Origin of the sequence: Microcoleus sp. B7-D4, from assembly GCF_036705125.1 — a bacterium.
Lineage (GTDB): Bacteria > Cyanobacteriota > Cyanobacteriia > Cyanobacteriales > Microcoleaceae > Microcoleus.
This window is the reverse complement of sequence record NZ_JAUBTT010000145.1, coordinates 1-14316: the sequence shown is the minus strand read 5'-3', so window position 1 is coordinate 14316 and position 14316 is coordinate 1. Positions and strand designations below refer to the sequence as shown.

Annotated in this window: 14 protein-coding genes and 1 pseudogene; 4 read left to right on the top strand and 11 right to left on the bottom strand. The window is 46.6% G+C overall.

Features of this window, described 5'->3' with window-relative positions; translation table 11 throughout:
- Positions 1–376 precede the first annotated feature (376 nt).
- Both QUB12_RS34410 and QUB12_RS34405 read left to right on the top strand, forming a co-directional pair.
- Positions 377–646: a type II toxin-antitoxin system VapB family antitoxin gene (locus tag QUB12_RS34410; RefSeq protein ID WP_333147434.1), complete on the top strand. Its 270-nt coding sequence runs from the start codon at positions 377–379 to the stop codon at positions 644–646.
- A gap of 69 nt (positions 647–715) precedes the next feature.
- On the top strand, positions 716–952 hold the full coding sequence (locus QUB12_RS34405) for a hypothetical protein (protein ID WP_333147436.1): 237 nt from the start codon (positions 716–718) through the stop codon (positions 950–952).
- Positions 953–1081: 129 nt separating this feature from the next.
- Here QUB12_RS34405 and QUB12_RS34400 read toward each other — a convergent pair whose 3' ends face one another.
- The 6 genes from QUB12_RS34400 to rpsL all read right to left on the bottom strand — a co-directional run bounded on the left by QUB12_RS34400 (position 1082) and on the right by rpsL (position 6920).
- On the bottom strand, positions 1082–1402 hold the full coding sequence (locus QUB12_RS34400; RefSeq protein ID WP_333147438.1) for a DUF433 domain-containing protein: 321 nt from the start codon (positions 1400–1402) through the stop codon (positions 1082–1084).
- A gap of 234 nt (positions 1403–1636) precedes the next feature.
- Positions 1637–1954 (bottom strand): 30S ribosomal protein S10, encoded by a 318-nt coding sequence (gene rpsJ, locus QUB12_RS34395; protein ID WP_445251358.1) that lies wholly within the window; start codon positions 1952–1954, stop codon positions 1637–1639.
- Positions 1955–2171: 217 nt separating this feature from the next.
- Entirely contained in the window at positions 2172–3401 is a 1230-nt protein-coding gene (gene tuf / locus QUB12_RS34390) for an elongation factor Tu (RefSeq protein WP_333147440.1), read from the bottom strand.
- Positions 3402–3502: 101 nt separating this feature from the next.
- Complete coding sequence (fusA, locus tag QUB12_RS34385) at positions 3503–5575, bottom strand: elongation factor G (protein ID WP_333310643.1); 2073 nt, start codon at positions 5573–5575, stop codon at positions 3503–3505.
- Positions 5576–5923: 348 nt separating this feature from the next.
- Positions 5924–6394 carry a 30S ribosomal protein S7 gene (rpsG, locus tag QUB12_RS34380; protein WP_006632196.1) on the bottom strand — a complete coding sequence of 157 codons (471 nt, stop codon included), beginning with the start codon at positions 6392–6394 and terminating at the stop codon, positions 5924–5926.
- 145 nt (positions 6395–6539) lie between these two features.
- Positions 6540–6920, bottom strand: coding sequence for a 30S ribosomal protein S12 (gene rpsL / locus QUB12_RS34375; RefSeq protein WP_006632197.1), 381 nt, complete (start codon positions 6918–6920; stop codon positions 6540–6542).
- Between the two features lie 455 nt (positions 6921–7375).
- Here rpsL and QUB12_RS34370 point away from each other — a divergent pair, with 455 nt between their 5' ends.
- Positions 7376–7579, top strand: a complete 204-nt coding sequence (locus QUB12_RS34370) for a hypothetical protein (RefSeq protein ID WP_333147446.1) — start codon at positions 7376–7378, stop codon at positions 7577–7579.
- A 218-nt stretch (positions 7580–7797) separates the two neighbouring features.
- Positions 7798–8649, top strand: a complete 852-nt coding sequence (locus tag QUB12_RS34365; protein ID WP_333044556.1) for an Npun_R2479 family HD domain-containing metalloprotein — start codon at positions 7798–7800, stop codon at positions 8647–8649.
- 146 nt (positions 8650–8795) lie between these two features.
- Here the strand turns inward: QUB12_RS34365 and QUB12_RS34360 are convergent, their stop codons facing one another.
- The 5 genes and pseudogenes from QUB12_RS34360 to QUB12_RS34340 form a co-directional block, all read right to left on the bottom strand.
- Positions 8796–9311, bottom strand: coding sequence for a transcriptional repressor (locus QUB12_RS34360; protein ID WP_333147450.1), 516 nt, complete (start codon positions 9309–9311; stop codon positions 8796–8798).
- 468 nt (positions 9312–9779) lie between these two features.
- Positions 9780–10264: pseudogene (locus tag QUB12_RS34355) on the bottom strand (hypothetical protein).
- Between the two features lie 746 nt (positions 10265–11010).
- Positions 11011–11217: an HNH endonuclease signature motif containing protein gene (locus QUB12_RS34350; RefSeq protein WP_333310641.1), complete on the bottom strand. Its 207-nt coding sequence runs from the start codon at positions 11215–11217 to the stop codon at positions 11011–11013.
- A gap of 139 nt (positions 11218–11356) precedes the next feature.
- Positions 11357–13030: a group II intron reverse transcriptase/maturase gene (gene ltrA / locus QUB12_RS34345; RefSeq protein ID WP_333051867.1), complete on the bottom strand. Its 1674-nt coding sequence runs from the start codon at positions 13028–13030 to the stop codon at positions 11357–11359.
- Positions 13031–13565: 535 nt separating this feature from the next.
- Positions 13566–14316, bottom strand: a 751-nt coding sequence (locus QUB12_RS34340) for a group II intron maturase-specific domain-containing protein (RefSeq protein WP_333310639.1), incomplete at its 5' end; no start/stop codon positions are given.

Genomic DNA, 14316 nt, shown 5'->3' with positions numbered 1-14316 from the left:
ACCGAGAGTTCAGCCTTGTGGCTGGAAACGCTATGTACGGACTGATTACCGTGATTCACGTTTCAACGAATCGCACCCTCTCGCGTCATGCCCTTTATCTCTCGCTAGTCTTCATTTTATTGTGACAGTATTTTTAGTTTGGTGGGGAATTGCGCGCGCATCGCCATCTAAGAAACCGGGTTTTTTGGAGTTTTCTCGGCTGTGACGAAGTATGATGGCAAAAACCCGGTTTCTGGGATCTGGTGCGAGGAAGGGCGATCTAAGAAACCGGGTTTTTTGGAGTTTTCTCGGCTGTAACGAAGTATGCTCGTAAAAACCCGGTTTCTTGCCTAAGCATTACTATTATAATAAAAGAGCAGTTAAAAGAGGAAAGCCAATGGTGACAAGCCTGAATGTGGATACGGCGCTGCTGCAAGAGGCGATCGAACTAGAACGAAATATTTCCCTGGAAACCCTAGTGGAAATTGCCTTGCGCGAATACATTCAACGCCGCAAACAGTCGCAGCATCTCGAACTTAGCTTTGGAGAATCTCTTGGTGCATTTCGAGAAAAATATCAACTGCATGAACTGGGTTTAAATCCTGATGAAATTTGGGGAGAAATTCGCGATCGAACTTTGGCAGGGCGCGAGGTCATCTTTGAATGACTCTGCGTTATTTACTCGATACTAACATTATCTCGCCCGCCTGTTCGTCCTATTCCGAATGCCAATGTGATGGCTAAACTAATTGAGGCAAAATCAACTGTGGCGATTGCCTCGAACGTTTGGCACGAAGTTCTGTTAGGCTGTTATCGAATGCCAGATTCTATGCGCCGCGCGATCGAAGCCTATCTTCAGGAAGAAGTGAAAAGAAAATTACCGATTTTGCCCTACACTAAAGAAGTGGCTGAGTGGTTCGCTTTCTTAACGAGCAAGACTCATCCCGATCGGTCTTACACGGTCTTATGCTGATGGACAAATAGCAGCGATCGCTAAAGTCAATAATCTGATTCTGGTAACACGAAATGTTGCTGATTATGCAAACTTTCAAGATTTGCCGATAGAAAACTGGTTTTCTTAAACTTTATCCATCTTACCCTTTCAATCATCGGTTTGATGAGAAATAATAATACGATCGATTTCTTCGCGGTGGCGATCGTAATAACGCCAAGCATTTTCTAGATCGCGATCGTCCAAGACTGGATAATTCCGAAGTAACTCAGCCTCATGGGCCCCCTGTTGGTGAAGCGAAACGAGTGTCCAAACAGGAATGCGGGTGTTGCGAATCCGGGCATTTCCTCCACAGACTCCAGGTGTACTCTGAATCGCCCTAGCGGAAAGTTTTTCTTGGAACAACAAACTCTCTTCAGGTGTCAGCGATTCAATGACTTGAATTAAGGAGTCAACCAACTGAATGTTCATAGCTGGTAATTGAAGAAATATCGAATAGCGATCGCTTAAACTATCATAGCAAATTTCTCCAAAAAGCAAAGAATCTTATCAACCATAGCATTACCATCAACGCAGCTTACAACACCTCGATCGTATTCTCAACTTTAAAACTTGTTTCTGACTATCCTTGCGTCCGGGAATGAAAAAAAAGGAACAAAGTATTTTTCCCTTGTTCCTTTTTTTGTTATTTTCCCAGCCCTCAATCTATAGCTTGACTTCGATATCTACGCCGGCTGGCAAATCCAGTTTCATCAAAGCGTCAATTGTTTTGGCCGATGGCTGCTGAATGTCGATGATGCGGCGGTGCGTGCGGGTTTCAAAGTGTTCGCGAGAATCTTTGTCTACGTGGGGCGATCGCAGCAAGCAGTAAATCCGTCGTTTTGTCGGTAGGGGAATCGGGCCGATCGCTATGGCTGCTGTCCGATTTGCTGTATCTACAATCTTTTCGCAGGATGCGTCTAGAATTCGGCGATCGAAAGCTTTGAGGCGGATGCGAATTTTTTGTTGTTGAATTGTTGCCATTTTTGTTTCTTGAATTTTCGAGGTTCAGTTTATTTTTAGCCATTAGTCATTAGTCATTAGTCATTAGTCATTAGTCATTTGTTATTTGTTATTGAACATTTAACCCATAACTACTAACAACTAGCCACTAACCTATAACTACTCACTACTCACTAAATAGCAGAAAAGCCTATTGACATTTGGCGGCTTTTCTGCTACTTAAGCTGTTATCGGAGTCCTACTTGAGGATTTTGGAAACAACGCCGGCGCCGACGGTGCGGCCGCCTTCGCGGATAGCGAAGCGCATTCCTTGTTCGATCGCGATCGGGTGAATCAACTCAACAGTCATTTTGATCCGGTCACCGGGCATCACCATTTCTGCTTCACTACCGTCATCAGCGGTGAACTGGTTGATCGTGCCGGTCACGTCAGTGGTACGAACGTAGAATTGAGGGCGATATCCAGAGAAAAAGGGCGTGTGCCGGCCACCTTCTTCCTTCTTCAGGATGTACACTTCAGATTCAAACTGAGTATGAGGACTGATGGATTTGGGCTTGGCAATTACCATGCCTCTTTCAATATCCGCCTTTAAAATCCCCCGCAGCAGTAGACCCACGTTGTCGCCTGCCAAGCCTTCATCCAACGACTTGGTGAACATTTCCACACCAGTCACCGTAGTGCTGCGAGTGTCCTTAATGCCAACCACTTCTACTGTTTCGCCGACTTTGATTGTGCCGCGCTCAATCCGACCAGTAGCAACAGTACCCCGACCAGTAATCGAGAATACGTCTTCAACTGCCATCAAGAAAGGCTTGTCAACTTCGCGTTCTGGTGTGGGGATGTAAGAATCTACTTCTTCCATCAGCTTGTAGATTTTGTCAACCCACTCATTTTCGCCCTTGACAGTCTTGGGATTAGCAAGCATCGCTTCGAGAGCTTTCAATCCCGAACCTGTGACGATGGGGATGTCATCACCAGGAAAATCGTAAGAACTCAAAAGTTCGCGAACTTCCAGTTCTACCAATTCCAACAGTTCAGCATCATCCACCATGTCTTCTTTGTTCAAGAAGACAACCAGGCTGGGAACGCCAACTTGCTTAGCTAGCAGGATGTGTTCGCGAGTTTGAGGCATGGGGCCGTCTGCCGCTGACACTACTAGGATGCCGCCGTCCATTTGAGCAGCACCGGTGATCATGTTTTTCACATAGTCAGCGTGTCCGGGGCAATCTACGTGGGCATAGTGCCGACCTGTGGTTTCGTATTCCACGTGGGCAGTATTAATCGTAATACCCCGTGCTTTTTCTTCAGGCGCAGCGTCGATGTCGGCGTAGTTCTTAGCCTTTGCTTGACCTAGTGCAGAGAGAGTCATCGTAATCGCGGCGGTCAAAGTTGTTTTGCCGTGGTCAACGTGACCGATCGTGCCGATGTTTACGTGGGGTTTATTCCGTTCAAATTTTGCGCGTGCCATTCTTGATCTGTTCCTTGTTTCTTTTAGCGATTTTAGACTTGAGATTTTAGATTCTAGACTTTGGATTCAATCCAAAATCCAAAATCTAAAATCCAAAATCATTAGTTCCCTTTGTTCTTAGCGATAATGGCTTCAGCCACGTTTCGCGGCACTTCTTCGTAATGGCTGAATTCCATTGTGAAGATGCCTCGACCTTGGGTTTTCGAGCGGATGTCGGTGGCGTAACCAAACATTTCTGCTAGTGGAACTTTTACAGAAACTTTGGCTATCCCCTGATCCGTCTCTTGACCTTCGATCTGACCCCGACGCGAGTTGAGGTCTCCGATGACGTTCCCGATGTAATCTTCGGGAACTTCAACCTCTACTTTCATCATAGGCTCTAGCAGCACTGGCGACGCCTTCATCACGGCTTCTTTGATCGCCATTGAACCGGCGATCTTAAATGCCATTTCTGAGGAGTCTACGTCGTGGAAAGACCCGTCTACCATAGTAGCTTTGAGGTCAATCACGGGATATCCTGCTACAATACCTGATTCGCACGCTTCTTTCATCCCTTGTTCTGCAGGGCCGATGTACTCTTTGGGTACAGTGCCACCAACAATTTTGGAGACAAATTCAAAGCCGCTTCCGACTTCGGTGGGTTCTAGTTCGATCACGACGTGACCGTACTGACCTTTACCACCGCTTTGGCGGATAAATTTACCTTCGGCGCGGACGGCTTTGCGAATGGTTTCGCGGTAGGCTACTTGTGGCTGACCCACGTTCGCTTCTACTTTGAATTCCCGCAGCATCCTGTCAACCAGGATTTCCAGGTGCAGTTCGCCCATACCGGCGATGACTGTCTGGTTGGTTTCTGGGTCAACGTTGACTCGGAAGGTGGGGTCTTCTTCCGAGAGCGACTGGAGGGCTTTGGAGAGCTTCTCCATATCTTGTTTGGTTTTGGGTTCGACAGCCACCGAGATGACTGGCTCTGGAATAAACAGAGATTCCAGAATCACTGGCGCTCCTTCTTCGCAGAGGGTGTCGCCGGTGAAGGTGTCTTTCAAACCCAAGGCTGCTCCCAAGTCTCCGGCTCGGAGTTCCTCAACTTCTATCCGATCGTCCGCTTTGAGTACAATTAGGCGAGAAACCCGCTCTTTTTTGTCTTTGGTGGAGTTCTGGACGTAGGTGCCTTTTTTGAGGATACCGGAGTAGACGCGAACAAAGGTCAGGCGACCGTAGGGGTCTGCCATGATTTTGAAGGCCAGGGCTGACAGCGGGGCGTTGTCGTCGGCAAACCGCTCGGCTGTGTCGCCGTTGGGCAGGAGTCCTTGAATTGGAGGAACTTCCAAGGGCGACGGCAGATAGTCGATGACTGCATCCAATAACAACTGAACGCCTTTGTTTTTGAATGCCGAACCGCACAACATGGGGACGATCGTACCTTCGACAGTGCCGTGACGCAGGGCCAAGCGGATTTCCTCTTGCGTTAACTCTTCGCCTTCGAGGTATTTCTCGGTGAGGGCGTCGTTGGTTTCTGCTACCGACTCGATCAGCTTGGTGCGGTATTCTACGGCTAGATCCTTTACTTCATCGGGGATTTCTACTTCCGCGATGTCAGTTCCCGTGTCGTTGTTGTAGATATAGGCTTTCATTTGCACTAAGTCTACAATTCCCCGGAAGTTTTCTTCACTGCCGATCGGGATTTGGATCGGTACGGCGTTCGCTCTCATTCGATCGCGAATTTGGCCGTAGACTTTGTAGAAGTTTGCGCCCATCCGATCCATTTTGTTGACGAACACGATCCTCGGTACTTTATACCGATCGGCCTGTCGCCAAACTGTTTCGGATTGTGGCTGCACTCCCCCTACCGAGCAGAACACTGCGATCACTCCGTCGAGCACTCGCATCGAGCGTTCGACTTCGATCGTGAAGTCTACGTGTCCGGGAGTGTCGATGATGTTGATTTTGTAATCTTTCCAACTGGTGGTGATAGCAGCGGCAGTAATCGTAATTCCCCGCTCCCGCTCTTGCTCCATCCAGTCAGTGACTGCTGTTCCCTCGTGCACTTCACCCATTTTGTGAACCATGCCTGAATAGAACAGAATTCTTTCAGTTGTTGTTGTTTTGCCCGCGTCTATGTGGGCTGCGATGCCGATGTTGCGAGTTTTTTCTAGCGGGACGGTACGTGCCACAGCTACCTCCTTAATCTTGTGTTGCTGTTATAATACTATTATACTACACAGTAACCCTATTTTGCACTCCCCAGTGACTTACAAAAGTTTCTGGAGCTTATTGTTACATTTTAATATTTTTTGCAAGATTTGTTTACAAAAATATTAAGGATGCGACATGGAGGATTCAGAGAGTGCGTAAATTTTGAGTGCGTAAATTTTGATTTTGGGAGTTTTGAGTTTGCTTCACCAATCGCAACTGCGCCAAGAGAAGCAATCTCAACACTCAAAACTTATTACACTTTCCAATTTCTCACCCGATGCTTTTATACCGCACGATCGCGCTCTTCTCCATGCCAGTTGTTGCAGTTAGTAGCGGTAGTGAGCAAAAGCCTTGTTAGCTTCAGCCATGCGGTGAGTTTCTTCGCGCTTGCGAATAGCACTCCCTGTTTCGTTAGCTGCATCCATCAGTTCGTTGGCTAGCTTGGCGGCCATTGAGCGGCCGGTGCGGGCGCGGGCAAATCTGATCAGCCAGCGGAGGGCGAGGGTTGTACCGCGATCGGAACGCACTTCCATTGGCACTTGGTAGGTGGCGCCACCTACCCGGCGGGCTTTGACTTCGACCAGGGGTGTTGCGTTTTTGACTGCTTTTTCAAACAAGTCTAACGGTTCAGCCCCTGTGCGTTCTTGGATGGTTTTGAGGGCGTCGTAGACGATACTGGAGGCAACGGATTTTTTGCCGTGCTGCATGATCCGTCTCACCATCATGCTTACCAACCGGCTGTTGTAGGTTGGATCTGGTGGAACTGGACGTTTTTGAATAACTGTGCGGCGAGACATAGTTCTATTTGGGATTTTTGATTTTGAATGATTGAGTTTGGGGTTTTGGGATCACATCTCGATTTATGACGATCGAGCGTGCAGTTGAGCGGCGCGATCGGATTTTTTTTTGCTTCCCAACCCCGACGATCGGGCGAGTTCCGTGTTATTTTTTCTCTTTAGGACGCTTGGCCCCGTATTTGGAACGACCCTGCTTGCGGTCTTTCACCCCAGCGGTGTCTAATGTACCCCGAATGATGTGGTATCTAACTCCGGGCAAATCTTTTACCCGACCGCCCCGGATCATTACTACCGAGTGTTCTTGCAAGTTGTGACCGATCCCTGGGATGTAGGCGGTGACTTCAAAACCAGAGGTCAGCCGTACCCGAGCCACCTTCCGCAGCGCCGAGTTGGGTTTTTTCGGGGTGGTCGTGTACACTCTGGTGCAAACTCCGCGGCGCTGGGGGCAACTCTTGAGAGCTGGCGATTTGGTTTTTTTCTGCGTTTGTTCCCGTGCTGAACGGATGAGTTGCTGAATAGTGGGCATGAGTTACGGCATTTCTAGCTTTTTGCTGAATATAGTGATTTGGCTGTATCCGCACTGAAAGTCCCTTCCCCTCTGGGGGGACGGGATGAATGAAAATAATTATGGGTAAGTGAGGATACCAGACTCTGTATTGTACACGACGCGAGTTTCTTTGGCAAGAAATTTGCGCGATCCGCGATCGAACTTCCTTGTTTGCTGCAAGTTGGGAGGGGGCGAGCGCAACGGGAGAATGGTATGTGACATCCTATAATTTAGGCCCAACTATGATGATTTTCAGAGCCGTCAGCAAAATTTATGACGATCGCAATATCGCGCTTTTTAGATCGAATTACCATTGTGAGGAGAGGCGCCTTAACTCCAGTCTGCGATCGCATCACCGTCTATAGCCGATCTACATCACATAAAGTTATCTAAAATTGCCGGACAATAAGAAATATACATTGAGTTGACGGCAGATGACAACCAAAGCTTATATTCCTGAATATAAAATTTCCGAACTTTACTTGAACATTTGGAAATCCGGTAAGATCGATCGGACTGTGTTCCAGCACATTCAATACGCAATTAATTCTCACAGTTTAAAAAGTTCAGACGATCGAAAAATTGTCAGCAGGCTGCTGTATGCAGTACGGCGGGGATGGGTGTCAGTGACGGACTGAGTTGCTTGGGAGTTTTGAGTCAGGGCGCGAGATTGCTTCGTGACTCCCCGGGCGTAGCAGCCTCAATGAGTTTTCAGATTGCCACCCACTTGCCACCCACAGAGCACAACGCACAGGGGGTGCATGAGTTGTGAACTAAAATCTCATCCATAAAAGTAGAGGACTCCCCAATAGATGCACCGCTGTTAAAAGGAAATATTAAGGTAAAAGGACACGGTATGTTTAATTCTACAGAACTGCTGATCGAGGCTTTCATCGAACAACTTCAGAACGGGTACAGCCGCACTTACGGAGGCTACAAATCAGACTATGCTGACATTATTGCCTGGGTGGGGGCAATGGCGTTAGAAAACATCGCCAACAGCGACGCTCTTTATCACAATGTAGAACACGCCATTTGCATTAGCTTAGTCGGTCAAGAAATCTTGCGGGGAAAACACATTCGCAAGGGCGGAGTTTCCTGCGAAGATTGGCTGCACTTCATCATTTCTTTGCTGTGCCAAGACATCGGATATGTCAAAGGAGTTTGCCGACAAGACCAAGAATCAGAAGGATTGTATGCTACGGGAAAAGATGGCATGAGAATTGCACTTGCTCCCGGTGCAACAGCCGCTAGCTTAGCTCCTTACCGAGTTGACAGAGCTAAATTGTTCATTGACGAGCGCTTCGGCAACCACAAGCTAATTAATGCTGAGATAATTAAGCAGAACATAGAACAGACTCGTTTCTCGGTGCTTGACGGCAACACTGACGAGGATGCAGTTAATTACTCTAGTTTAGTTCGCGGTGCTGACTTGATAGGTCAGCTCAGCAACCCGCAATATTTGCAGAAAATTGGCGCGCTGTTTTACGAGTTGGAAGAAAGCGGTGCTACTAAACTTTTGGGCTATCGACATCCGGGCGACTTGCTGCAAAGCTACTCTAAGTTTTACTGGAGCGGCATTTATCCTCACATCAGTGAATCTCTCGGTTACTTGCAGTTGACTCAGGAAGGCAAACAGATTGTTGCTAGTTTGTACGCTAACATATTTCGGATGGAACACCAACGTTGCGATTCTGAGGTTGCTTGATTGCAAAAGTGCAGTCAGCAGTCAGCAGTCAGTTGTCAGTTGTCAGTTGTCATTGGTTATTTGTAGGTGCTAATAACTAACAGCTCATAACGAAGAAAAAAGCACAAATTACCAATTACCAATTACCGAAGTGTATTTCATCCAAATCAACTAATTTCCTCATCAGTTTCTGAATGATATCTGGGACACAACCAATTGCTGGGTACCAAAGAAGGCCATCCGTCCCGTAGCGCTTCCAAACAAACCGCACGCACAGTTAACTGACAGTCTAGCAGTTCTACCCCAGCTTTTTCAACTTGCTTTTTGCCAATTTTTAAAATGGATTCATCGCTAAATTCAAAGGTTTTGTGACACTGAATGCAAACCAGATGGTGGTGGTGGTGCAATTCGGGAAAATTCAGTTCGTAATGTTTGTGTCCTTCTGCTAATTCTAGTTCACGCAAAATTCCTATCCTTGCTAATAAATGCAGCGTTCGGTAGACAGTAGACAAGCCAATTCGTTCTCCTTTATTCTGCAATGTCTTGTATAATTCTTCCGCACTTAAATGATTGCCTTGCGGTAGATTTTGAAAGACACTCAAAATAGTTTCTCGCTGGGGAGTCAGGCGGCAGCCTCTCTGGTTTAGTTCGACTTTGAGTGAGTTAGCACTGTATAAATTCATGTCGGAAAAAATAAAAAAGTTGAACGAGGATTCTAGGGGATTATCTGTTATTTATTCGTGCTATTTTTTAGATTCTCCTAAAGTGTATTTTCCGTGAGAATATATCTAATTTTGAACTCCCCCTTTAGTCCAGGGTAATCTGATAGCCACCTATCCCCCTTACTAAAAGTGGAAGTGAAAAAGTGGTTTTCGGTATTTGTGCGTAATTTTTGTGAAGTTTATAGCAATTTTGCTGATAAGCATTGGCAAAACCAGTTTTAGGTTCAAAGTCAGTGCAACCATCGCATCTTTAGTACAAGCAACGCACGGGCGCACTGTAAATGTGTGGCGGTAGTCCTTAGTAAAAAAATCCCCATAACAAGGAATTGGATACAAGCGCTTGATTTGATGCGCTCCTTGCGGCAATGTTACGGACAGACTCCACAAAAATAATCAAAGTGGCGATACATAAATATTAGAAAAAAACAGTCATAAACCACCTAAATACATAGCTTTGGCCACCAACAAGAAGGTAGCGACACCCAGCAAAACTAGGCGGATGCCCAAGATGGTGGTCATTTTGTCTGCGTCTTTCCATGTGTAGCCAAAGAAAAAAGTTCTTGCTTCGAGGGTGGCTGGCCCTTTGAGGGAGTAAAAGATGCCGCCGAAGCCGAGAAAGAGGTGAATCGCCCTAAGGGCGAAGTACGGATAGTATCGACAATTTTGCCTCCCGCACCCCCGCCCAAGCCGAGTCTGGCTAGGTTTGGCAATAGGATTAAGCCTTGTTCGTACATGGGTAATTCGGGGTTTAAGCGGGAAAGCTTTAATAGGGTAGAGACTCCCGCCCAGAAGACGATGAGGCCGGCATGGGCGACGTGGGTACCTAGCAAACGGCCCGAAAGGTTGATTAAGCGGGCTTTGCCGACCCACCAGGGAAATGATTTTCCTTCGGCTGGGAAGGATTTTTTTGCCATGCTGGTCACGGCGATTTACCTCTTGAGAAAGATGCCAGGGGAGTTTTCAGCGATCGCAGGTTATTGATATAGATAATCAACAATTTTAGTAGTTTCGTCAAGGGGTATTTGAGAAAAATTTTCACTGATTGGAGTTCAGGTATGTAAATCTGTAGGAAAAAAAATCGTTATATCACGATGATGAGTGTTTTTGGCGCTTGATCGGAATTGGGCTTCTCGTTAGCGAAAATAGCAGCTAAAGGAATACCTCTAAATTTATTGATAAATAATATTATTAAGGAGTATTAGGGCTAGAGTTAATGGCTACTGGTTGACCGAAGAACGAGCCCGCCGGGCCCCTGGCTTTAGACACGGGGATAAGTCGGTAGCGGTTTCAACCGCCTTCAGTTTTTGATATAATTCAAACAGCAAGTAAGAATAACCATCTACGCGAAGAATCATCAAGCGTGCGGAGAAATCCCGGCAACGGAGACATCCGCCTTTGATGCGGAATACTTAAAGGGCGAATAATGGCAGGGTGAGGAGCGTACCTATCTGGCTCGTGCGATGGACTCTGAAAGTAAGAAAAACTCTAAAAGTAAGCGCAATTGCAATATCTTTGATACGGGTATTGTTTTGAGCGTCTAGGGGGACTTTTGCCTGTCCCTTCCAAGTTTAGCTTGGAGAATCCGCTGGCTAAGGTCAGGTAGTCGCCTACCTGCCTCGCCTACAAAACCGGACTTGAGACTTTCACCTCATCCGGCTCCTCAGTGACTTGGGTATCTGTCAATACTACCCCCAGCCAAACCATCTTTGGCTGTTTTTACATCGTGGCAATGTTTGTGTAAGAGTTGAAGATTGGTATATTCATCCCTACCACCTTTGGAACGGGGGATTTTATGGTCGATTTCCCATTTATCTTCAACTCCGAAAATCAATCCGCAATGGTTACATTTACCCCTTTGACTCTTCATTAGAGTTGCCTCTTTTGTTGAGATTTCAGGGTGTTTTCCCCTTCTTGTACTCCAATAGTCGGGTAGGGCAGGGACATTGCTGTCCCCTTCCCCCCTAAGAACCGTGCTTGCAAGTTTCCCTGCACACGGCTCAAGCAAATCACTGTGTCTTCTCATGATGGATTTGCTGATGACACATTAGATGGACAAGTTGATAATTGGAGTATGTGTCCTTTCCTCCGATTGCTTTGGGGGTCGAGTGGTGTTTATGTATGTTCTCGCCGTTGAATAGCGAGTCACCACACCTCGGACACACATGGTTTTGTCTCTTGGCTATTTTTTGCCACGACTTATTATAGTCCTTGGCTTGTTTTGCCCTGTTTTTCCTGAACCATCCTTGTACGTCAGGGTCAGAATTATCTGGGGAATAATCACCAGGTATCAGGGTGTGTCGTTCGATGTGGAACCAAGAGAATTTTGGGATATGCGCCCCTGTTTGGTGGTCTCCAAATACCCAATTATCTTCCCTATCATGATTGAATCGTCCGAAATAGCGTTGGTTTCTCCATTTGTCACTTTTGTTTGGGTGTCTCTGTTTGGCGTATTTCTTAGCACGGTCGAACATCCATTTGTCGAGTTCGTGAAAGACCTCGCTGGCTACCATCTTTCGGTGGTAATTTGCCCATCCTCTGACAACGGGAGTCAGCTCTGTAATCACTGCCCCAATTTCCTTGCCCCGGTTAGAGAGCCAGATTTGTCGGAGTTTGTCGCGGATGTTTTTGATGGATTTGGCACTTGGTTTGATTAGTAGTTTGTACCCTGATTTTCTGTCAGACACTTTGTAATGTCTGAAGTTCCATCCCAAGAAGTCAAACCCTTCTGTCATATGAACGATTCTGGTCTTTTCTTCAGAGAGGCTCAGACCCCTCTCTAATAACCAGTGGATTATTTCGTCCTTAGCTTTATTGGCGTCTTCTTGGGTTTCGCAGAGAATAACAAAGTCATCGGCGTATCTGACTACAATCCGTTTTCCTCGTGACCCTCCGCTTTTCTCGTAGATGACCCCTAGTGCCTTCTCCATTCCATGCAGTGCGATATTCGCCAGTAAGGGGCTGATGATTCCCCCTTGTGGTGTTCCGGTTTCGCTTTCATGGAATACGTTCTTATCCACATATCCTGCTTTTAGCCATTGCTGTATTAGTTTCCTTGCAGGAAAATTTCCAATTCGACCTATTAGAAATTCGTGGTTGATGTTGTCGAAGCATCCTTTAATGTCGGCATCTACTACCCACTTTTTCTTCTTGTTGGGACGAACAGCATTGAATATTTTCTCTGCTGCGTCATGGGTGCATCTGCCAGGGCGGAATCCGTAGCTAGCGCGTTCAAATTGTGCTTCCCAGCATGGTTCTAGTGCGTTTAGTATGATTGCCTGAAGGCATCGGTCTATTAGCGTGGGAATTCCTAGTGGACGCTTCTTTCCATTAGGCTTTGGAATGTACACCCGAAGAGTTGGCAGTGGTTTCCAGGGGATGAATTTCTTGAGGGCATCCACTAGAATTCCTCTTCCTTTGGGGTTGAGAACTACCAATCCGTCAACGCCTGGAGTTTTCTTGCCCTGGTTCTGTTGTGTACACCTCCTTACAGCCAGGTATATATTCGACAGCGATTTCATAAGTAATCGCTGAAGATTTCGGACTGTCTTCCAGCGTCCTTCACGAGTAGCCTTGAAGATTCGCTGTCTCAGGTTCTTAACTACACGATTGGCTTGGCGCCAGTTGATGGCTTGCCATTGAGTGTCGTTCTTGTCAGTTACGTTTACGGCTCGATGAGTCATATCTAACTTTTCCTGACAGGTTCATTCCCGTCTCATTGAACTTCAAGAGATTCACCTGTCTTCCGTCTGCACCCTTTCGGGTTGGGTATCTCAGGTTTCTACCTGCCCTATCCGTCGAGTTATAGGCTTGTGCCTTTTTTCCTCTGGACTTTCGTCCTGACGGCATTCGCTTCTGAAGACATCCCTCACCCGCTAGGGAGTTAGAGTCACCTTACGGTTTCTTTACTACTGCGTTGGAAATTAGGCAGTAGACCCTATCGGGGTTATCTCGTTCCGCACCAGATGGAGATACAACTAATTCGGTGCCCTGCTTTACTCCGGGGACTAGGCGCTCACATAATCCACCTAATTCTTTGGATTATCTATTGTCCCTACACTCCTGTTTCAGTCACTTTCAGAAGCTCGGCTTAACGAAGCGTCATCGCAGGTTCGCTGTTGCTACACCTAATTAGTTTTGCCCTTGCCTCCTTTTTGGACGTGACTTCCTACTTAGGTTCGGCTTCTTTCCTGAGCTATGAGACACAAGAATTGCTCCTTATGCCCCCAGGAAATGGACACTGGCATTTGAGCGCTTGCCAGGGGAGTCTTTGAGTTTCCCACTCTCTCGTGCGGCTTCGATTCGCACAACCAGGTTTCCGTCGTATGGAGACGATTCGCCTTTAACTTTCACATGGCGGACTATTGGAGTCTCGCTATGCGTTCTTAACCGCATTAAGTTTTCACTTTTTGCATTGGTTGCGAATGCCCAGTTATTACCGCCAATGGTCTTCCAGTATCTATTTATGATCCACTGGATAGACTTTTTGGGATGACGGCGTTTTGCCCAAGCCTTAAGTTTGCAAAAGATTAAATGGTCTTGATATTCGTAAGCATCCTTGCTCACGACGGTTGAGTAGTAGTTTGCCCATCCTCGGATAATTGGATTAAGTTTTCCAATTAGCGCTTCTTGAGTCGCTGTTCTATGGGCGTAGATGATGTTTGCTACTTGCTCGTAGTGTATCTTTTGCTTCTCTTGGCTTGGGGTGATGATTGTTTTGAAACCTAGCAATTTTCCGTTATTCTTCCCAGATTGATATTTCCCAACTGGGAATTGCCGTATATTAAATCCCAGGAAGTTGAACCCTGGGGTATTTCCCTCGTATTCTTCAAGGGTATGGGCTAGGCGAGTTTTACTAGGCTTCAATTCTAAGCCCATGCTTTTTAACCATTCGGAGCTAGTCCCTAGGTAGCGAATAAATAGACAAAATGATACACTTATAGACAAATATGCGGTGTACCATTTTGTT